The 19,963-nt window shown below is 62.3% G+C and carries 17 protein-coding genes and 1 pseudogene; 15 read left to right on the top strand and 3 right to left on the bottom strand.

Annotation, left to right across the window (positions count from 1 at the left end):
* Positions 1–318: 318 nt before the first annotated feature.
* Entirely contained in the window at positions 319–3,666 is a 3,348-nt protein-coding gene (locus FOA17_RS06460; RefSeq protein WP_149140674.1) for a DEAD/DEAH box helicase, read from the bottom strand.
* Entirely contained in the window at positions 3,659–4,132 is a 474-nt protein-coding gene (locus FOA17_RS20060) for a hypothetical protein (protein WP_238991750.1), read from the bottom strand. Before FOA17_RS20060 ends, FOA17_RS06460 begins: the two co-directional genes overlap by 8 nt.
* A gap of 660 nt (positions 4,133–4,792) precedes the next feature.
* On the opposite strand from FOA17_RS20060, the gene FOA17_RS06450 reads away from it, so the two are divergent.
* Entirely contained in the window at positions 4,793–6,064 is a 1,272-nt protein-coding gene (locus tag FOA17_RS06450; protein WP_149140672.1) for a tyrosine-type recombinase/integrase, read from the top strand.
* A 3-nt stretch (positions 6,065–6,067) separates the two neighbouring features.
* Here the strand turns inward: FOA17_RS06450 and FOA17_RS06445 are convergent, their stop codons facing one another.
* Positions 6,068–6,715: a hypothetical protein gene (locus tag FOA17_RS06445; protein WP_238991749.1), complete on the bottom strand. Its 648-nt coding sequence runs from the start codon at positions 6,713–6,715 to the stop codon at positions 6,068–6,070.
* Between the two features lie 577 nt (positions 6,716–7,292).
* Between FOA17_RS06445 and FOA17_RS06440 the strand changes: the two genes are divergently transcribed.
* From FOA17_RS06440 to FOA17_RS06380, 14 genes and pseudogenes are all read left to right on the top strand, one after another.
* Entirely contained in the window at positions 7,293–7,541 is a 249-nt protein-coding gene (locus FOA17_RS06440) for a helix-turn-helix transcriptional regulator (protein WP_149140671.1), read from the top strand.
* The gene (locus FOA17_RS06435; RefSeq protein WP_149140670.1) at positions 7,538–7,777 is read left to right on the top strand and encodes a hypothetical protein; all 240 of its coding nucleotides are present in this window, start codon (positions 7,538–7,540) and stop codon (positions 7,775–7,777) included. The genes FOA17_RS06440 and FOA17_RS06435 overlap by 4 nt, the downstream gene beginning before the upstream one ends.
* Positions 7,774–8,169, top strand: a complete 396-nt coding sequence (locus FOA17_RS06430; RefSeq protein WP_149140669.1) for a VRR-NUC domain-containing protein — start codon at positions 7,774–7,776, stop codon at positions 8,167–8,169. The genes FOA17_RS06435 and FOA17_RS06430 overlap by 4 nt, the downstream gene beginning before the upstream one ends.
* Positions 8,166–9,173, top strand: a complete 1,008-nt coding sequence (locus FOA17_RS06425) for a helix-turn-helix domain-containing protein (RefSeq protein WP_149140668.1) — start codon at positions 8,166–8,168, stop codon at positions 9,171–9,173. Before FOA17_RS06430 ends, FOA17_RS06425 begins: the two co-directional genes overlap by 4 nt.
* 5 nt (positions 9,174–9,178) lie before the next feature.
* Positions 9,179–9,730: pseudogene (locus FOA17_RS20405) on the top strand (DNA cytosine methyltransferase); the annotation flags it as partial.
* A 1-nt stretch (position 9,731) separates the two neighbouring features.
* Positions 9,732–10,304: a DNA methyltransferase gene (locus FOA17_RS20050; RefSeq protein WP_238991747.1), complete on the top strand. Its 573-nt coding sequence runs from the start codon at positions 9,732–9,734 to the stop codon at positions 10,302–10,304.
* A complete protein-coding gene (locus tag FOA17_RS06415; RefSeq protein ID WP_149140666.1) occupies positions 10,301–10,981 on the top strand; it encodes a hypothetical protein in 681 nt (226 codons plus the stop codon). Before FOA17_RS20050 ends, FOA17_RS06415 begins: the two co-directional genes overlap by 4 nt.
* 66 nt (positions 10,982–11,047) lie before the next feature.
* Positions 11,048–12,589, top strand: a complete 1,542-nt coding sequence (locus tag FOA17_RS06410; protein ID WP_149140665.1) for a class I SAM-dependent DNA methyltransferase — start codon at positions 11,048–11,050, stop codon at positions 12,587–12,589.
* Positions 12,586–13,845 carry a restriction endonuclease subunit S gene (locus FOA17_RS06405; RefSeq protein ID WP_149140664.1) on the top strand — a complete coding sequence of 420 codons (1,260 nt, stop codon included), beginning with the start codon at positions 12,586–12,588 and terminating at the stop codon, positions 13,843–13,845. Before FOA17_RS06410 ends, FOA17_RS06405 begins: the two co-directional genes overlap by 4 nt.
* A complete protein-coding gene (locus FOA17_RS06400; RefSeq protein ID WP_149140663.1) occupies positions 13,842–14,273 on the top strand; it encodes a hypothetical protein in 432 nt (143 codons plus the stop codon). The genes FOA17_RS06405 and FOA17_RS06400 overlap by 4 nt, the downstream gene beginning before the upstream one ends.
* A 15-nt stretch (positions 14,274–14,288) precedes the next feature.
* Positions 14,289–15,047, top strand: coding sequence for an abortive infection family protein (locus tag FOA17_RS06395; RefSeq protein ID WP_149140662.1), 759 nt, complete (start codon positions 14,289–14,291; stop codon positions 15,045–15,047).
* On the top strand, positions 15,047–18,181 hold the full coding sequence (locus FOA17_RS06390; protein WP_149140661.1) for a type I restriction endonuclease subunit R: 3,135 nt from the start codon (positions 15,047–15,049) through the stop codon (positions 18,179–18,181). The genes FOA17_RS06395 and FOA17_RS06390 overlap by 1 nt, the downstream gene beginning before the upstream one ends.
* 3 nt (positions 18,182–18,184) lie before the next feature.
* Entirely contained in the window at positions 18,185–18,577 is a 393-nt protein-coding gene (locus FOA17_RS06385; protein ID WP_238991746.1) for a hypothetical protein, read from the top strand.
* Between the two features lie 110 nt (positions 18,578–18,687).
* Positions 18,688–19,695, top strand: coding sequence for an exonuclease domain-containing protein (locus FOA17_RS06380; protein WP_238991745.1), 1,008 nt, complete (start codon positions 18,688–18,690; stop codon positions 19,693–19,695).
* The last annotated feature ends 268 nt before the right edge of the window (positions 19,696–19,963 follow it).

The following is a 19,963-nucleotide window of genomic DNA, read 5'->3' as shown; positions in this document are numbered from 1 at the left end:
TGGTTGCGGGGGCAGGATTTGAACCTGCGGCCTTCAGGTTATGAGCCGAACCTTTTGATTTCCATGACCCCTTTGATTTCAGCAAGTTAGCGAACACGTCTTTGACATTGCGGGGTATTTTGAGAACGCTTGGCGTTTCTGGCCGGATTTGGACGGCTCGATGTCCGCCTAGGAACGCATTCGCGGGTTGACCAGACGTTGACAAGCGATGTTCATCAAACGCGATACACCATCTCTACGTCACGTTGACTGGTCATTACGCGAAGGGCGGAGAGCTGACGCAAACTGCGTCTAATCTTCAGTCATTGTACCTCTGTGTCACAACTGGGTGCTGTCGAACGGACCCAGGTCAATATTCGAGAACGCCTCTATTGCCTGTTTCAGGTCCTTCCCCGCGCGAACCCTTTCCTTGAGATTTTCGAGCGTCTCGCCGCTTTCTGCTGCAGCCACATGCGGGCGTACCTCCTCGAACGCCCGATGGGTCGCCCTTCGAGGCAAGGCTCCCCCCGACATCGAAAATGCTGCCATCTCTGCATCTCGAAGCCCTCGTCGAACGCAGACATGAGCGAGGAGGAGAGGGCCCCCACCCTCCACCGTATTCGGCTCAGATCCTCCTGGCGTGAATATCTGCATCATACGAGAAGGCAAACCCATCACGTGCGCAAGGTCGGGGATCATGCGAATGACAAACTTGCGTGCGTCAGGCGAGAACTCCGCCGAAGCTCCATTCGGCGATATCGTCTGCTGGATTTCTTTCAGTGGCGCGCCGTTCATCCATTGTCGCAGAGTCGCCTCAAGCTTGGGGACCGCGTACCTCGCTTTCTCTTCATCCGATGCCAGGCCTCCGTAGGTCTTCCCAAAGAGATCTTCGAAGGTCGAGCGCTTAATCATTCGGAAAAGGTGGCCCGGATTGGCCTCCATCCATGAGAACATCCACTCGCATATCCCGGCTACCGTCCTTGCCATGTCATCTGGGGCGTCGGCAAGCGCGTCGGACAAAGCTTTGAGCACGTCCTCTGGGAGACCCACCATGGAGGCGAGGTCTCGGTATCTCTGATCCAGCACGACAGCATCTTGATCGGCGCCGGACATGACAGACAGGGCGGCCTCCGTACGGCTCGCGACCCACTGTTCGTCACCCGACTTCCGCTTTAGGAACGCCGTGAGGCTCCGGGACAGATCGAACCGAGGCGAGCCTCCGTCTTCGCCATCTGAGGGTGTTTCCATTAGACGGCTGACAACATAGCGTTCCAGATCTCCGGCGTCCTCCGAATTGTGATGGACACGGTCCATGACGGCTTCGAATGGGTCCTCGAGCACCAAGCACTGATCGGACTGGCTGAAGACCTCCCGGAGCTGCGTCCATTGCTCACCAATCGTTCCCTCTTCATCTGACAGGGGAACAACTTTTCCAGGAACAATCAGCACGATACCCGACGCGCTTTGACCCGCGCGTCCTGCCCGTCCAGCGGCATTCAGCAACGCGGCGGCATCGAGAAGATCGCGACGGTTCGTTTCACGATCGAAGCGGCTGTCTTCAGCGATGATCACCAAATCGGCGGGAAGATTCATCCCCTGCGCCAAGGTCGGGGTTGCTGCGAGTACCCGCAGACCGTCGTCCCTACCGTAAAGCCTCTCCGCCAAATCTCTTTCGTAGGGAAGCAATAGGCCGTGATGCGCCGTGGCAGCGCTTTGCAGAAGACCGTTCTCGACTGCGAGATATACATCTCCCGCGTCTCCCATTTCATCGACTGCCGTCTCGTATAGGTCCTTTTCGGCTGTAGTAAGTTCGGTCGGTGGAGCGTCGATGAGCGCCGATACCTTTTTGGCGATCGACCATGCGTTCGGGATTGACTGAGAGAAGACGAGGGTCCGGAGTCCAGTCTTTGATGCCGATGCCGCGATGTGCGACGCAAGCTCGCCCGAGTTTGGGGTGAGGCTCCAGTAATTGTTCGCCGTCAGCAGAACCCGATGATCCAAGAGCGAAAGCAGGGCGTAATCGTCGCGTTTCATCGAGGCCCATGTCTGTTTCAGACTGAACAAACCTAATGGGGACGCGTGTAGATCCCTCTTGAGCCCTGCAGGCGGAAATTTCGTCGTCTTATTCTTCCACGCCTCCCCTATTTTCTGGTTCAGATGTTCGATCTCGTTTGCCTGATAGACGACGCAGCCCCGCAACTGCCGGGTTGGTTTCCAAACGTCGTCAAGGGGGATTGATCGACGCCCTTTCAGTTCTCCCCCCGTCAGCTCCCCAAGCCATTCAGCGATTTCTGCCGTGTTCTTCATCATCGCCGATAGGAGGACGAGGTCAGCCTCCGGGGCGACTCGCGTGAAGCGAATTAGGCAAAGCATCGCGTCGATGGCTCGTCGATCCCCGTCGGTCTTCGGATGAATCAAATGGCATTCGTCGAAGATCAGCAATCCGACATCCGCGAAGCTATTAGGCTCGATGTGACTCGCGTAGAGGCATGCCTCCGGGGTCATGACGAGTATGTCAGGCAGCTCTTCGAGCAGCGTGCCTTCCTCAAACTCCTCTGCTCGCTGTCCCTTAACGTTGGTGTTCGGGAAGGCGGCCCGCAGATCCCGGGCCGTCTGATCGACCAGCGCATGGGTCGGCGCGAGGAAAACCACCTTCAGGTTTCGCAGGAGAGCTGCGTGGATTTTCAGTTGAGCGGTAGTCGATTTACCTGCGCCTGTCGGAAAGCCAACAGCACAGGATGTGCCCGGTTCGAGATAGCCTGCCCTGATTGCGGCAAGGTGGTTAGTCCAGAGGTATGGCCTCTTCTTCGCGATTCGTGCCATCGAATGATGCCAGCGATCCGCAGGCACACCGGCCGGCGGGTTGATATTGATGACTGCCGCCTCGAGAAGTGCCGAAGTCGCCGTTTCGAGAAGCCGTGCCAGGTGGAACGGGCCTGGAAACGAGGCGATCGGCATCGGCGGCAAGCCTTCGATTGCGATGGCATCGTCTGGTTTCGCTGACTTGGCGACGCCACGAAAGATCGCGGCAGGTCGGTCCCGATCCGCGTCCGGAATGCCTCCCAAAACAGCCGCGAGGGCACGGACGCCTTCGAGAAGTCGATGGTACAACGCATTCGCGGCTCGCGTGCCATCGACGCCTTCGCCAGCGACCAGCTCGGTGACCGGACGTCGCTCCTGGTTGAGGATTGTCCCAATCATTCCACGCGCTAACCAGCCGAGGTTCAGTACGAGTTCGTGCTGAAGCCGATCTTCCGCCGGTGACCGAAGCGCCCGCGCGACTTCGGTGGCGTCGGCAGACGAGCCTGCGATCAAGAAAAGCAGCATTGCGGAGACGTCGGAACTGATCGCGTCCGCTGTGAATGTAGTTGTCCTCGAAGCCAAGCCGAGAAGAGCTTCGGCCTGGTGAACAAGTTGATGCGCGGACGCTGCCACGAAGCTTGCAGCGCGACGGTTTTCGCGCTCAGGACTCGTCGTAACCAACACCTCATTGGTCGCGGCAAGCTTACGCGCGAACGCGATGGTCTCGCTGATGTCGCCCGCAGGGGTCTCGGTATCGCGCAATGCGATGCGGGCCGACACGATCTCAGCAAACGCTTGCGACAGGTGTTCCGGCAACCGATCTCGATCGAGGCCCGGAAGGTCTGGGGCGGATCGAATCAGATAGGCCGTCCTCTCGTCATACATTGATGGCGGCCTCCTCGGCATCGATGATGGCGGTTGCCCTGACCGCGATGCTTTCGAACCAAGGCCGGAGGTTCTGAACTTGGAAGGCCTCCGCCCGGCGACGGTCGATCGCGCCGGAGACTACCGCCTCGTAACCCTTGTAGAGAGCCGTGAGGCCTCTCTCCGAAGCGTGCGTGTCGTCGATCGTCACCGCAACCCTGTAGGCCCGCTTCTCTGTCCACAAGATGGCGGCCACCACGGCATCGGGATTAGGATGCCCAGCACCCGCGAGCAACGTTGAGACACCATCGACGAGTTCGGCATCCCGTCTGCCCGTCTCAAAGTCTTTAAACTCGGGCCAAACCCGATCCCGGACCATAGTTCGAGCGTTCCCCGTTGCCTTCTCCTCAGAGATCACGACACGTGCGATCTCCGTTTCGTCAAACTCTACTAAGAGGCCATCGAGGCCCTTGTCTGCGTGTCGCATATGTGGCGACCGGATCAAGGCGGGCCGACCTGCGCGGTGAGCGGCAATCCAAGAGATGACTTGGAACATCCATCCATCACGATGTGACGGGTCACCACTTGGGCCGACATTGAGGAGGTTGCGCGCACCTTCGTAACCGCCCATTGGGTAGCCAATGTGAACCAGACCGTCCTCGTGCAGAATGCGCTCGGCAACTCGGGCTTGGCCGATGGCCACTCGAGAAAGCAGCCCAGCCAACGCATTTTCGTCTTCAATCCTCCAGGTAGACCCAGTCCACAGCTCACCCTTTCGGATCGGTGTCAGCGCAATTACCATGGTGGTCAGTCATCTCGTTTAGGGTGCAGTACAGCCGAGAGGATATCGACAGGTCGAATATTGAGGGGTGTTCCTGACCCAATGATCATACCGCGGAGGATGGGCCGCAACCATCTGAGTTGCAACTACCGGAGTGGGCCTCGATCCATTCACAATTAAAAGGCAAACACATAGCTACTAACCCAGCGCGCTGGTCCAGTTCGCCCAACCCCTTGTTCTTCCTGCCCGGAACGCCCCTCCCCGCCCCAATTCCACCTTCCTCCTGTATTCCGGTCCCGGCCCCGTGGTCCGACTTGATAGTGGCGCGGGTCTACGCCTGTGTCATCGGGCAAGGAGGCGGGATGGATGGTCAAGAGACTGAAACTGAATGAGAAAACTCTGCGCGAGGCGGAACCGAAGCCCGGCGTCAGCTATCAGATCTTCGACACGGACGTGATCGGCTTTGCGGCCCGGGTGCAGGCTTCCGGGGCGCGGACCTTCACCATCGACTACCGGCACGCCGGGCGGCAGCGGCGGATGACCATCGGGCGCTGGCCGGAGTGGAGCGTCACGGCCGCGCGCGAACGCGCCAAGGAACTGCGCCGCGCCATCGACGAGGGGCAGGATCCTCTGGCGATGCGAGACGAGTGGCGCGGGGCCCCGTGCGTCACGGACATGATCGACCGCTATATCGCCGAGCATCTGCCGAAACTGGCCAAGACGAATGCGGGTGACCAGGTGTCAATGCTGAAGAAGATGGTGGAACCGGCCTGGGGCAACCGGCTGGTGACGGAGATCACCAAGTCCGACGTGGCCAAGTTCCTTGATTTCGTGGCCGAGGGGCGTCCCCGCCCCTGCAAGGCGAAGCCCAAGAACCGGGCCCGCAAGCTGCAGGGTCACAAGCCCACCCCGATCCGCGCCAACCGGATGGGCGAGGTTCTGCGCAAGATGTTCACGCTGGCGATGGAATGGGAATGGCGGACGGACAACCCGGCGCAGGGGTTCCATCGGCGCATCGAACATGCCCGCGAACGTTTCCTGTCGCCCGAGGAACTAACCCGGCTGGCGGCCGTGCTGGATGCCGCCGAGGATCAGCGTGCCGCGGCGATCATCCGCATGTGCATGCTGACCGGCGCGCGAGTGGGCGAGGTGCGCACCGCACGGTTCGAACAGTTCAACCTCGACTACGCCATCTGGTCGAAGCCCGCCTCGACCACCAAGCAGCGCAAGATCCACCGGGTGCCAATCTCGGAGGACGTCGCGGCCATCGTGCGCCTGCGCCAGCACGCGGTACCGCGGGGAAACCCGTGGCTGTTTCCCGGCGAAACTGTCGGCCAGCCGGTGCGGGAAATCCGCCGCTTCTGGGCCAAGGCACAGAAGGACGCCGGGCTGGCCGACGTCAGAATCCATGACCTGCGCCACACCTTTGCCTCCCTGCTGGTCAGTGGCGGCGCGTCGCTGGAAATGATCGGCAAGCTCTTGGGCCACAGTCAGATGCAGACTACCCAGCGCTATGCGCACCTGATGGATTCCCCCCTGCGGGCGGGCGTCGACACGGTGGCCAGCCTCCTGCGCCCGCGGCCGCGCCTCGTGCATGACGCGGCGCAGGACGGGACCGACCTGCCGAAATCAGCCTGATCTTCACACGGTTTCCTCGCCGCGCAACTTGCGCCAGAGCGAGGTCAGCCGCTTGCGGATGGTGCTTTCATCCGGCACCTCGCCCGACTTCGAATTCTGGACGAACCAGTCTTGAACCAGTGCAATCAGCGCGGTCTGGGTGTCGGGCACGCCTCTTTCGAACAGGAATACGGTCAGCCACGCGTACATGGAATCCCAATCGTACCGCGGGCTGGCACCGACGGTGGAGGCCGGGCGCCGCAGCAGATCGCGTTCCTCCTCGAACTGCTGCAGGGATCCCGCCGACAAGAGAAGGTCGGACGACCGGATCAGCACGCCGTCGGGAGGGTCCGTCACTTTGAGCCAGGTCTTGGATCCGGGCGGCATCACGCGCCGCAGCCTCGCCTGTTCGTCGCTCGGGCCGATCCGTCTGAACATCGGCATCAGTTCGGCAATCGGAACCTCGACCAGACCGGCCACGGTCTCATCGCCGCAACTCACTGGCGGAATGCCTGCCAAAACCTGAAGGTGTCCCGCCGCGGCCCAGCCCGCGACGTCGGCCGGGGGACAGCCCCAGCGCACGGCAATTTCGTAGATGGAATAGAAGGCGACGGGCGGCAAAGGCATGAACGAACTCCTCTCAGACATACGGCATCCTTCGGCCAGGGCCATCGGAGTGCGGGTTACAAAAACCCGCCGTGCGAAGCACGCGGGTGGACTGGCTGCAGCCCACGTCGTCGAGGAAAACTGCCTGTAATTGGGCACTCCACCCCAAGAGGGGCGGGACCTGGCTTCGGTTGCCTTGTCGATTCTTATGTTCTGCTCAACCACGAATCTACGCATCCGGAAGGCGAGCGATCAACCAGAATCCTACGCTGGCGCGACGGAACAAAAAAAGAACTTGTGGATATCGTCCAGAACCCCCGGAACCCGACCGGAACGGTCCATTCCGGCAATTCCGGTCGCTGCGAAACCGGCGAAACCGCCTCAGCGCCGCCCAATCAGCCCCAAGCTGACGAAGCGATGGCGACGAAGTGCAGATTGTCGCCAAGAACCGGCGCTTGGGATGCGCTGCGAGGGCTGCGGCAACGCCTGTCGCGTCGCGCGCTATCCGCTGAAAGTCCAATAAAACAAGGGGTGGAATTGGACAGCAGCGGCCAGTTCCACCTTCCGCCTGTCTTCCGGTCCTCGCGCTCTGCTTCGCTGAAACCGCCCCTAGCAGAGGGGCGCGAGGCGAACGGAGCAGCCCATGAAGGACATGCAAAACGACCCGGCGGAGGAGGTCCCTGACCTCCTGGCCGACTGGATCAGCCGCGAGCAGCTGGCCCGCGCACTGGATTTGACCACAGACACTTTGTCGCGGTGGGAGGCCCGCCGCCAGGGTCCGCCCTGCACACGCATAGGTCGTAAGACCTTCTATCGCCGCGCCGCCATCCAGGAGTGGATCAGGGCGCAGGAACAGGCCCACCCGGTGCGCAAGACGCGGGGGCGGTCATGACGATCCACCCCCGCAGTTCCGCCTGGCCCGCCGACCGCGTGGCCGAGGCCCGCGCCGTGATCGCCGATGTCGCGCATCACAGCGATCTCCTGATCCGGCTCGCCTGCAACGTGCTTGCCCAGCATGGCGAGACCCCGGGCGAGCGGGCTGATGCCCAGCGCCTGCTGGTGGTCGTCGATGCGCGGCGGCCGGTCAGCCGCGCCCAGCGCGAGGATCAGGGGAGGGCCGCGCGATGAAGCGCCGTGGCACCCCCGAGGCCGATCTGCAGCGCGCCGTCGTGCAGGCGCTGCGCATCGCCCTGCCCCGCACAGCCATCATCCATCACTGCGCCAACGAGGTGACCGAGGCCGGGCCCCGCGGGGCAAAGCGCCAGGCGATCTTGGTCGGCATGGGCGTCCACGCCGGGTTCGCTGATCTGATGGTGATTTGCGACGGCCGGATCCTGTTCCTCGAGTTGAAGGCGCCAAAGGGGCGGCTACGGCCGGAACAGGAGGCATTTCGTGATGCCGTTCTGGCGCAGAGGTTCGGCTGGGCGCTGGTGCGCAGTCTCGACGACGCGCTGGGCGCGCTGGCCGATCACGGCTTCACCACGCGCATCGCTCCTGCCCCGCGGAGGCCCGCGCCATGAGCCACGAGGCCACCAACTGGGCCATCAAACAGCGCGGGTTGAAGCCCACAACCAAGATCGTGCTCTGGCACCTCTGCGACCGGTTCAACCCCGACTACGGCTGCTTCCCCTCACAGGACCGGCTGGCGCATGACTGCGAGATCAGCCGGTCCACGCTGAACGATCACCTCGGCCAGCTGGAGGCCGTGGGCCTGCTGCGGCGCGTGCCGCGGCTCGATCCGGTGACCAAGCGCCAGCTGCCCACCCGCTACATCCTGGGGTTTGAACCGGGGTTCACACCCGTGGCTGTGGTGCCGTGTCCGGAAATCGGACACGCGGAGGATGAGGGCGCAGAAAGCATCTTTGATGCAGGCGCTTCGCCCTTGGATGCCGCGGCCGACGCCCTGCCGTGTCCGGATTTCGGACACGGGGACTGTGCCGGACCCGTGTCCGATTTTCCGGCCGAGCCGTGTCCGGAAAATCCCGAAAGCCGTGTCCGGATTTCGGACACTAACCCTGTAAGGGAACCTCTAAGTAAACCAGTAAAGGAGGAGGAGGGCGCGCAGGCGCGCGAGGCGATCTCCGATGAGGTTTTCGGAGAGCTGCTCGCGGCGCTGGGCCTCGATCCCGCTGCCCTGCCCGGCTGGTGGCAAGGCTGGCCACCGCGGCTGCACGTCCAGCGCTGGCGCGACGAGCTCGGGCTGACCGAGGCGGAGATCATCGCTGCGGCTGAGGCCTCCCGCGAGGAGCATCCCGAACCGCCCGATGGGCCGAAGGCACTGGACCGGGCGATGCAACGCGCCGCCCAGCGCAAGGTCGAGGATGCGGTCCGGAAGCGCCGGAAGCCCAAGGCCGCCCCCGCCCCGGCGGCGAAACCGATCACGGACCTGCCCGCCTTCTACGCCGATCTGGTCAACTCCGACGGCTACCTGCCGGTCAGCGCGATCAGCAACACGATGCGCGATGCCATGCTGGCCCGCGGGCTGGTCACGGCCCAACGCCTGCGCGAGCGCGGGGTGCGGTGAATGGCATGGTGTCACGTCCCCGGCACGGATTGTCCCTCTGCGCAGGCGGCGGAGGCCTTGATCTGGGCCTCATGCTCGCCGAGGCCAGCTATCACACTCGCGCCTTCGTCGAATGGGAAGACTGGCCGCGCGCCGTCATCATCGCTGCCCAGAGCGCAGGATACTTCGCCCCGGCTCCTATCTGGACCGATCTGCGCAGTTTCGACGCCCGGCCCTTCCGCGGCGCCTTCGACGCCGTCCTGGCCGGATATCCCTGCCAGCCCTTCAGCGCGGCCGGAAAGCGCGGCGGGGCTGACGATCCCCGCCACCTCTGGCCCGAGGTCGCCCGCGTCATCGGCGAATGCCGCCCGGAATGGGTCTTCCTCGAAAACGTCGCCGGGCACGTCACCCTTGGCCTTGAAACCGTCCTACGAGAGCTTTGGGGCTTGGGCTACACGCCTGCGGCGGGCCTATTCTCGGCGGACAGGTTCGAGGGAAAGGAAACGCTCCAGTGGAGCGTTTCCCCCGAGAACGGCGCGCCGCACGAGCGCCTGCGGATATTCATCCTGGCCCACACCGATGAGCCTACATCCCGGCACCGGCCGCTACAACCCGGCCGGGAACAGCGATTTCACGAGGAAGGCGGAAGCGCTGGCGCTGGGCATCGCGAAGGCTATGCCGAACCACTGGCCGACCCCGGCGGCGCAGAACTGGAAGGGCAGTTCCGAGGCCAGCATCACCCGTACCGACGGCAAGTCCCGAATGGACCTCCTGCATTACCGGGCGGAGCAGGGCTTCATCCGCCCGGTCCCGGCGACCTCGCCGGATGGGCGGCGGTCCTCGCATCACGCCCCGATCTCGCGCCCGCTCTGGGCTTCGATGATTGCCTCGCATGGGCGCGTCGTCTCGCGGCGGATCCTGAAGGGCCGGGCGCGGCGGCGGCTGAACCCGCTCTTCGTCGGATGGCTGATGGGCTGGCCCATCGGGCACGCGCTCTGCGCCTGCTCGGCAACGGAGTTCACCCTCTGGCAGCAGCACATGCGTGGCGCTCTCTCGCAGCTGCCCATGGCCTCGGGCCCGTGGATCTGGCGACCGACCGATGCGGCCCCGCGCCCGGCGCAGATGGATTTCCTTGAAGGATTGCAGCGATGAGTTTTCAAGGTCGCGTCAGCGGCACCAGGATCAAGCGCGCGCTGGGCGTACAGTCAGTGCTGGAATGGGCGTTCCGAATCGAACAAGCGCAGCTGGAACTGCCGCTGCCCGCGGACATAACGGAAGAAGGTTTCGGCTTCGGCCTGGAATACGTCCTCCTCCAACGCGCCATGCTGGGCTGCAAGATCGACGGCGGCCAGCACAAGATCGGCGGCTACACGCACGAGGACGCCGAGGTGATCGCCGCCACCGTCGCCGGGATCCCCGACATCCTCGGCGGCAAGCGCATGGCAATCCGCGTCGCCGAACTGGCCCGCGCCGGGCTGACCCCGGACTGGATGCCCGGCGCCGTCCCACGCTGCGTGCCGATCATCGTTAAGCAGAACCAGCACGGCACGCATGCGGGGGCCATCGTCGTAGGCACGGAGCGCATCCGTGTTCGTGGCCCGGGCGCGCGCGCCACTTGGAAAACCATCGACATCCTCGCCTGCCCGGTCACCTTCTCCCCCCATCCGCAGCAGATCGCTGCCGCCCGGCGTGGCTATGACGACTGGTGGCAGGCGCTGGGTTGGGTCCGCGAGGGACTTATCGCGGGCGGGATGCTGCGGGAGGTCGAGGTGACGGTAGCGATGCCGAAGGCGCGGCCGTGGGAAAGATCACAGCCAAGCCGCTGTTAGCGGCTGGATTTCGCCCTCCGGCTGAAATACCGTCTGGAAAAGACTTACCGCGGGGCAGATTTCACAATGGCATCAATCGACAACGGCTCGGACCTCGGCATTGAAGCCGCCCTTTTCAAAGCCGCCGACAAGCTGCGCGGCAATATGGAGCCGTCGGATTACAAGCACGTTGCCCTTGGTCTGATCTTCCTCAAGCACATCTCGGACGGGTTCGAGATGAAACGCCAGGCGCTGCTGACCGAATACCCCGAGGGCGCCGAGGATCCCGACGAATACCTCGCCGACAACATCTTCTGGGTGCCGCAGGAGGCGCGCTGGTCCCACCTGCAGGCCAGCGCAAAGCAGCCGACCATCGGCAAGCTGATCGACGAGGCGATGATTGCCATCGAGAAGGTGAACCCGTCCCTCAAGGGCGTCCTGCCCAAGGACTACGGCCGCCCCGCGCTCAACGCCGTCATGCTGGGCGAGCTGATCGACCTGATCTCAGGCATCGCACTGGGCGAGGGCAAGGACAAGGCGCGCGATCTGCTGGGCCGGGTCTATGAATACTTCCTAGGCCAGTTCGCGGGCAGCGAGGGCAAGCGCGGGGGTGAGTTCTACACCCCCCGCTCGGTCGTGCGCACCATGGTTGAGATGCTGGAACCCTACAAAGGCCGCGTCTATGACCCCTGCTGCGGATCGGGCGGCATGTTCGTGCAATCGGAAAAGTTCGTCGAGGCGCACGGCGGTCGTCTGGGCGACATCGCCATCTACGGGCAGGAATCGAACTATACCACGTGGCGGCTGTGCAAGATGAACCTGGCCGTGCGCGGGATCGACGCCGACATCCGCTGGAACTCCGAAGGCACCTTCCACAAGAACGAACTGCCCGACCTGCGCGCCGATGTGATCCTGGCCAACCCGCCCTTCAACATCTCGGACTGGGGCGGTGAGCGACTGCGCGAGGATGCGCGCTGGAAATACGGCATCCCGCCCGCGGGCAACGCGAACTTCGCCTGGCTGCAGCACATCCTGCACCACCTGTCACCCACTGGCACGGCGGGGGTGGTGCTGGCCAATGGCTCGATGTCCTCCACCCAGTCGGGCGAGGGCGAGATCAGGAAGGCCATGATCGAGGGTGAGGTGGTGGATTGCATGATCGCCCTGCCGGGGCAGCTGTTCTATTCCACCCAGATCCCGGCCTGCCTGTGGTTTCTGGCAAAGGACAAGTCGAACGGCATCGCGCGCGACCGCAAGCTGCGCGACCGGCGCGGCGAGGTGCTGTTCATCGACGCCCGCAAGCTGGGCTTCATGGTGGACCGCACGCGGAAGGAGTTCTCCGATGCCGACATCGCCCGCATCGCCGACACCTACCACGCCTGGCGGCTGGGTGAGGGTTATACCGACGTGCCGGGCTTTTGCAAATCCGCTAGCCTTGAGGAAATCCGGTCCCACGGCCACGTCCTGACCCCGGGCCGCTATGTGGGGGCCGAGGCAGCGGAGGAGGACGAGACGCCCTTTGCCGACCGTTTCGCGGCTTTGCAGGAGCAATTGGAGGCGCAGTTCGCCGAGGCGGAGGAACTGACGGGGACCATCCGGGCGCGGCTGGCGGGGGTTAGGTTCGAATGAACTCGTTCACGACTCGCAAGATTGGCACCCTTGGGCGTGTTGTGACCGGAAAGACTCCGAGCACTGCAAACGACGATTACTTCGGCGGTCCTTATCCATTTATCACAATTCCTGATCTCGATGGTCGTGTAGTAATTGATTCGTCGGCTCGAACACTGTCCCAAACAGGCGCAGGCGCAATCAAGTCGTCATTGCTGCCCGCTGGATCCGTGATGATGTCGTGCATCGCGACAGTTGGGAAGTGCGGGATTACGGCTCGCACGAGCTTTACCAATCAACAGATCAACAGCGTAATCCCAAACGAAGATGTCGATGCCCAATTTCTTTACTACGCTTTTCGGGAGATCGGTCATGTGCTGGAACGATCCGGAGGTGGTGGATCGGTCTACACCAATGTGTCGAAAAGCAGATTCTCCGACATTGAGCTGCTCGTGCCACCCCTCCCCGAACAACGCGCGATTGCTGCCACCCTCGGGGCGCTGGATGACAAGATCGAGCTGAACCGGAAGATGAACGCCACGCTGGAGGCCATGGCGCGGGCGCTGTTCCGCGACTGGTTCGTCGACTTCGGCCCCACCCGCGCCAAGATGGAAGCCCGCGCCCCCTACCTCTCCCCCGACCTCTGGTCCCTCTTCCCAAACCGCCTCGACGCCGAGGGCAAGCCGGAGGGGTGGGAGGTGCGCTCGGTCTATGACTTCGCCAACGTCGTTTACGGCGCCCCTTTTGCGTCGAAGCAGTTCAACACAGATAGCGCTGGAATTCCGCTGATCCGTATCAGGGACCTCGCCACCCACGAACCCGGTGTGTGGACAGAAGAGGTTCACCCCAAAGGCCATCTGATCGAACCCGGAGATATTGTGGTCGGCATGGACGGCGAGTTTCGTTTGCACGTCTGGAAAGGCGCGCCCGCTTGGCTGAACCAGCGCGTATGCCATTTTGAACCGCGGCCCGGTGTTCCGACAGCATTCTTGGCCGAAGCCCTGATCGAACCTCTCGCGTTTTTCGAACGTGGCAAAGTCGGCACGACGGTTATCCATCTCGGCAAGGGCGACATCGACACCTTCCGGCTGCTTCACCCGGGAACGGAACTGCTATCTGCATTCGGCGAGATCGCCCGGTCGTTGATCGATGCAACAGTGAAGAACGCAACCGAATCCCGCACCCTCGCCCAGACCCGCGACCTCCTCCTCCCGCGCCTGATGTCGGGGGAATTGCGGGTGGCAGACATCAATTCCGAAGAGGCGGAACACGCATGACAGAGGGTTCAAGAGCCAACCTCAAGCGGGCCATCGTCTCCCGTCTGGACAGCATCGCCGAGGAACATCGCCTAGGCCATCAAGCCGCCTATGCCAACAGATACAAGATGCGGTCGCTCCATGATGCACCGATCGAGCTGATGTTCGAAAAGCACCCCGAAACCGAGCCTCATCTGTGGGCGCTGGCAGCGCAAGTCGCCGCGATTCCTGAAGGCTCCCTCGTTGCAGAGCCTTATCCAAAGGCGGACCTCTACAAAGTTCCGGCGAAGGGCGGCGGCATGCAGTATGGACGCCATTCCGCACTGGAAGACATGACCTTACTCGGCCGAGCCGATCTGGTCCGTTTCACCCTGCGCAGTGTCGCGGATCTTGATGTTGTCCTGTCGGCCGTCATGCAGGCGAAGCGTCAAGTTAGCGGTGGCGACTGATGGAGTGTCGGGCGAATGAGTAGCGATTGGTATCCGGGCATCGAGCAGTTCTGCGACCATTGGAAACATGCCCCGATGCTCCAACAGACATTTGAAACGCTGAAACAGACCTTTGCCGATGGCAATGATGCATGCATTGACGCTTCAAAAAGCCTTGTCGAATGTGCTTGCCGTGTCATCATCGAGACCCTGGATGATCCCGTGAACCCAATCAAGGATTGGAAAAACAGCCCAATCAAAGGTGAGAGCCCAAGCTTTAACAATTGGGTGTCGGCTGGCCTTATGCTGCTGGAAATCCAATCAGTCCGCGATGATCCATTCAGCAAGGTGATTTCAAGGCATTTCGATCTGGTGGACGCCTTGGGAAAGTTCCGGGACAAAGCAGGACCAGTAAGCCACGGCAAAGAAGGCTTCGCAAAAAAACTTTCAGCCCACCACCGCCGGGCAGCAGTGCTTGCCGCTGATGCGCTCGTGACGTTCCTGCATGAGGCTTATCTCGAGCGCGAATCCGATCCAGGCACTACGCTTGAGCCTTACGAACGTTTCCCCAACTCGAATGCCCTCATCGATTTTCACGTCGAGGCTGAGGCTGCCAGCAGTGAGGATGGGTGGCTGGATGTAACCCTGCGACTGCCGGGGGGAGAAACGCTGGACCTCACGGTAGAGCCCTCCCGCCTGCTTTTTGGCGTCGATCGTGAAGCCTACAAATATGTGCTGGGTTTGTGCCGTGATGCTTCGCTGCCTCCCGTGACAGACGATGAGGAGGCGGCCTGATGGCGACCCTGACCGAAGCGGAAGTCGAAGCCGTCCTGCTCGATCAGTTGGGCGCGCTGGGCTATGTTTGCCTGAACGATTCGGTTTCGGGCCCAGACGGCCATACACCCGAGCGCGACGCATACTCCGACACGATCCTTGCCGGGCGCCTCCGCGAGGCAATGGCGCGGCTGAACCCGCAAATTCCCGAGGATGCGCGTGAGGATGCGTTGCGGCGCGTGGTGGCCAGCGACCGCCCCTCGCTGATCGAGGAGAACCGTCGCCTGCATCGGTTCATGATCGAGGGCGTTCCGGTGGAATATCGGGCCGAGGATGGCACGATCCGCGGCGATGCCGTGCGGCTGGTGGACCCTGAGGATGCGCTGAACGACTGGCTGGCCATCGCGCAGTTCACTGTGATCGAGAACGGCAACAACCGGCGCCCGGATGTGGTGGTGTTCCTGAACGGGCTGCCGGTGGGCGTGATCGAGGTGAAGAAGCCGGGGGCAGAGACGGCGACACTGGGTGCGGCCTTCAACCAGCTGCAGACCTACAAGACCCAGATCCCATCACTGTTCCGGGCCAATGCGGTGCTGGTGACGACCGACGGTATCCAGGCCCGCATCGGCTCGCTGACCGCCGATCTGGAACGCTTCATGCCGTGGCGCACGACCGATGGCGCCGATGTTGCGCCCAAGGGCGCGCCGGAAATGCCGGTGCTGATCGAGGGGGTGTTCGGACGCGGGCGGCTGCTGTCGCTGATGCGCGACTTCACGGTCTTCGGCGACACGCCCGGCGGGATTGCCAAGATCATCGCGGGCTACCACCAGTTCCACGCCGTAAAGCGGGCCGTGACCAGCACGGTAGACGCCAGCCGTTCCGGGGGCGACCGCAAGGTTGGGGTTATCTGGCACACGCAGGGGTCGGGCAAGAGCCTGCTGATGGCTTTCTATGCCGGGCAGCTGGTGCGCGAACCGGCAATGGAAAATCCGACCATCGTTGTCATCACCGACCGGAACGACCTGGACGACCAGCTCTTCGGCACCTTCTCGATGTGCCGCGACCTGATCCGCCAGACGCCGGTTCAGGCGGATAGCCGCGAAGATCTGCAGCACGCCCTCTCGCGCGCATCGGGCGGGGTGGTGTTCACCACCATCCAGAAGTTCGCACCGGAGAAGGGCGAGGTCTACCCGAAGCTTACCGACCGACGGAACGTGGTGGTGATCGCCGACGAAGCGCACCGCAGCCAATACGGGTTCAAGGCGCGGATCGAGAAGACCGGCGAGATCACCTACGGTTTCGCCAAGCACCTGCGCGACGCGCTGCCGAATGCGTCCTTCATCGGATTCACCGGCACGCCGATCGAGCAGGACGATGTGAACACCCCGGCAGTGTTCGGCCACTACATCGACATCTACGACATCAGTCGTGCTGTCGAAGACGGGGCGACGGTACCGATCTACTACGAAAGCCGCCTCGCGCGCATCGAGCTTCCCGAGGAGGAAAAGCCGAAGGTCGATGCCGAGATCGAGGAGCTGACCGAGGACGAAGCAGTCAGCGAACAGGAACGGCTGAAGCGGAAGTGGTCCACGGTCGAGGCGCTTGTCGGGGCAGAGAAGCGGCTGCGCATGGTTGCCGAGGACCTCGTCGCCCATTTCGAGGCGCGCGTGCAGGCGATGGACGGCAAGGCCATGGTGGTCTGCATGAGCCGCCGCATCTGCGTCGACCTCTACAACCAGATTGTCGCCCTGCGGCCAGACTGGCATTCCGACGACGACAATGCTGGGCTGGTGAAGATCGTGATGACCGGATCATCCTCGGACCCGGAAGCTTGGCAACCCCATATCGGCAGTAAGGCCCGGCGCGACTTGCTGGCCAAGCGGGCGAAGGATCCGAAAGACCCGCTTAAGCTGGTGATAGTGCGCGACATGTGGCTGACCGGCTTCGACAGCCCCTCGATGCACACGATGTACATCGACAAGCCGATGCGGGGCCACGGGCTGATGCAGGCGATTGCCCGCGTAAACCGCGTATTCCGCGACAAGCCCGCGGGGCTGATCGTCGACTATATCGGCATCGCCCAGAACCTGAAGTCCGCGCTGGGCCAGTATTCCAAGGCGGACCAGGAACAGGCGGGGATCGACGAAGCGGAAGCTGTCGCCGCACTGCTTGAGCGGTTGGATGTCGTGCGCTCCATGTTCCATGGTTTCGACTACTCGGCTGGATTGACCGGCACCCCGCACCAGCGGCTCGTCGCCCTGGCAGAGGCGTTGAACTGGATCCTCGCCGGGCAGGACGAAGCCGCCCAGCGCGAAACCGACAAGGAGGCGAAGAAGGCAGCGCACCGCCGATACCCGGACGCAGTGCTGGCGCTCTCCAAAGCATTCGCCCTTTGCTCCGCCAGCGATACGGCCCGCGATGTCCGCGACGAGGTGGGCTTCTTCCAGACCGTGCGAGCCGCGATGGTCAAGGCGGTCGACAGTTCAGGTACGTCGGCAGCCGACCGCGACCTCGCAATCCGCCAGATCGTCAATGCTGCCGTCGCCTCGACCGAGATCGTCGACATTCTGTCGGCGGCCGGGCTGTCTTCGCCGGACATTTCCATCCTGTCGGATGAGTTCCTCGCCGAAGTCGGCCAGATGGAGAAGAAGAACCTCGCCCTGGAGGCACTGAGGAAACTGCTGAACGACGAAATCCGATCGCGCAGCAAGAGCAACGTAATCGAGACCCGGAAGTTCTCGGAGCGGCTTGAGGAAGCTATCGCCCGTTATCACACAAACGCCATCAGCACCGTTGAGGTTCTGCAGGAACTGATCGCGCTGGCCAAGGAAGTGCGCGAAGCGCGGAACCGCGGCGAAGAAACCGGGCTATCCGCCGAGGAAATCGCCTTCTATGACGCCCTTGCTGATAACCAGAGCGCGGTCGAAATCCTCGGTAATGATCAGCTTAAGATTATCGCCCATGAACTGCTCAAAGGGCTCAAGGCCAATGTCAGCATAGACTGGGCCCATCGAGACAGCGCTAGGGCAAGATTGCGAGTGCTCGTGAAGCGCATCTTGAGGAAGTATGGTTATCCGCCGGACCTCGAGGATGCCGCAGTGCGCGGTGTTCTGGCGCAGGCCGAGGCGATGCTGTCGGAAATGTCGGGGTCATAAATCGTGGATACCAAGCTGATCCGAGTTCTTCTATCACTTCTGGCCCTTGCGGCTGCTTCCCCTGCGCTTGGACAGAGCTTCTCCTGTCGAATTGGCACGCAGCCCGCATGCCTGGACTACGGTGACAAGGTCTGCTCGAGCAGCGGCATGTGCGTCGACCGTAACGCAGCCTGCTTCGATCAGTATCAGTGCAACTACGAGGGTTTCACCTGCAAATCAAACGTCACCGAATGCGTCGAAGCACATGACTCCCTGCTGCGAAAACAGAATGAGCTGGTCGACGATTTCAATGAGAACCTTGAGATTGCCAAGAGAATGGCAGCGCGCTTGGACGACATCGAAAGCTGCCTGATCTATGCTAGTACCCTCGAGGCTGCGAAGCGATGTGCGCCATGAACCCGAAGCTGAAGATCATGATCATGATCATGATCATGATCATACGATGAAAACCGTGCCCCTAGCAGAAACAATTGGTCGGTTGCGGTATTTTGGGGAGCAGTTTCTGCATGGCGCCTTTTAACTGGCTGTTCGGCCGCACCCCAAAACCGATCCAACAGAACCAGCCCGCACCCTTGGAGGAATTTCGGCCATCTCCGATCATCCGTGCTCCCGCCAGACCAGCATTATCGCACGCGGTCAGGGTGCCGGAGGGCAGCTTCCGCTTCGTCGCGCTGGATGTCGAAACCGCTTGCAGTGATGCCGCCAGCATCTGCCAGATCGGCCTGGCCTGCGTTCAACCCGACAACCAGATCCAGACCTTTTCCATGCTGGTCAATCCCGGCACCAGGTTCGACGCCTTCAACATCCAGCTCCATGGCATTGGCCCGGACCATGTGGCGGATGCACCGCGGTTCCCTGACGCCTTGGATGCTTTGCTCCCTTTGCTGTCGCGCCACCATCTCATCCAGCATAGCAACTTCGACAAGCAGGCAATGAATGCCGCCTGCAGTTTCTGCGGCATCGACGCCCCTGACCTGCGCTGGGCCGACAGCGTCCAGATCGCGAGACGGGCGTGGCCCGAGTTGAAGGGTAACGGCGGGCACGGATTGGCGAACCTCACGCGAACGCTTAACCTTCAGTTCCACCACCATGATGCAGGCGAAGATGCCCGCGCAGCCGCATTGGTCGTGCTGCACGCCGAGCTTCATCTTCGCCTTCCGTTTGAAGAACTGATCAAACCGGCCGCCAGAAAGAGCTACTCAGCCGCGATCACCATGGACGGCGACCCGATAGGCGTACTGGCCGGGCCTGTGGTGGTCTTCACCGGCGCATTGGGCATGTCCAGAAGCGAAGCAGCCGAGCTTGCTGCCCGCGCAGGTATGTCCGTGAAGGCTGGCGTGACCAAGGAGACGACCCATTTGGTTGTAGGTGACCAAGATTTGAGCGTGCTTGCCGGGCACACTAAGAGCAGCAAGCACCGGAAGGCCGAAGACATGCGGAGGGCGGGGCATCCCATCCGCATTATTGGCGAGAGCGCCTTCAAATCCCTCGTGGCCAAATCGAAAGCAAGCTGATCCCCCCTCCTCTGGTTCCTCCTCGGCCCGGAACGTATGCGGGGGGGCGCAGCGCGGCGGTTCGCTAGCGTGAGGCATTTTCACCGGGGAAGCCAGGCGGAAGCCACCTTGCGACCCGGAGCCGAAAATCTTTAGTCAGATGGGTAATCCCCCCCGAAAGTAAGGGGCTGCATAAGTAGAATTTTCTCGGCAAGATGAACGAGGAGATTCTGAATGAAGACAAGCAGATACACTGAAGCGCAGATCCTTGCTATCCTGCGCCAGGCCG

Origin of the sequence: Gemmobacter caeruleus (assembly GCF_008271655.1) — a bacterium.
In the GTDB taxonomy this organism is placed as follows: domain Bacteria; phylum Pseudomonadota; class Alphaproteobacteria; order Rhodobacterales; family Rhodobacteraceae; genus Gemmobacter; species Gemmobacter caeruleus.
Note: the sequence above shows the minus strand (reverse complement) of the source record. Positions and strands in the feature narration are given on the sequence as shown.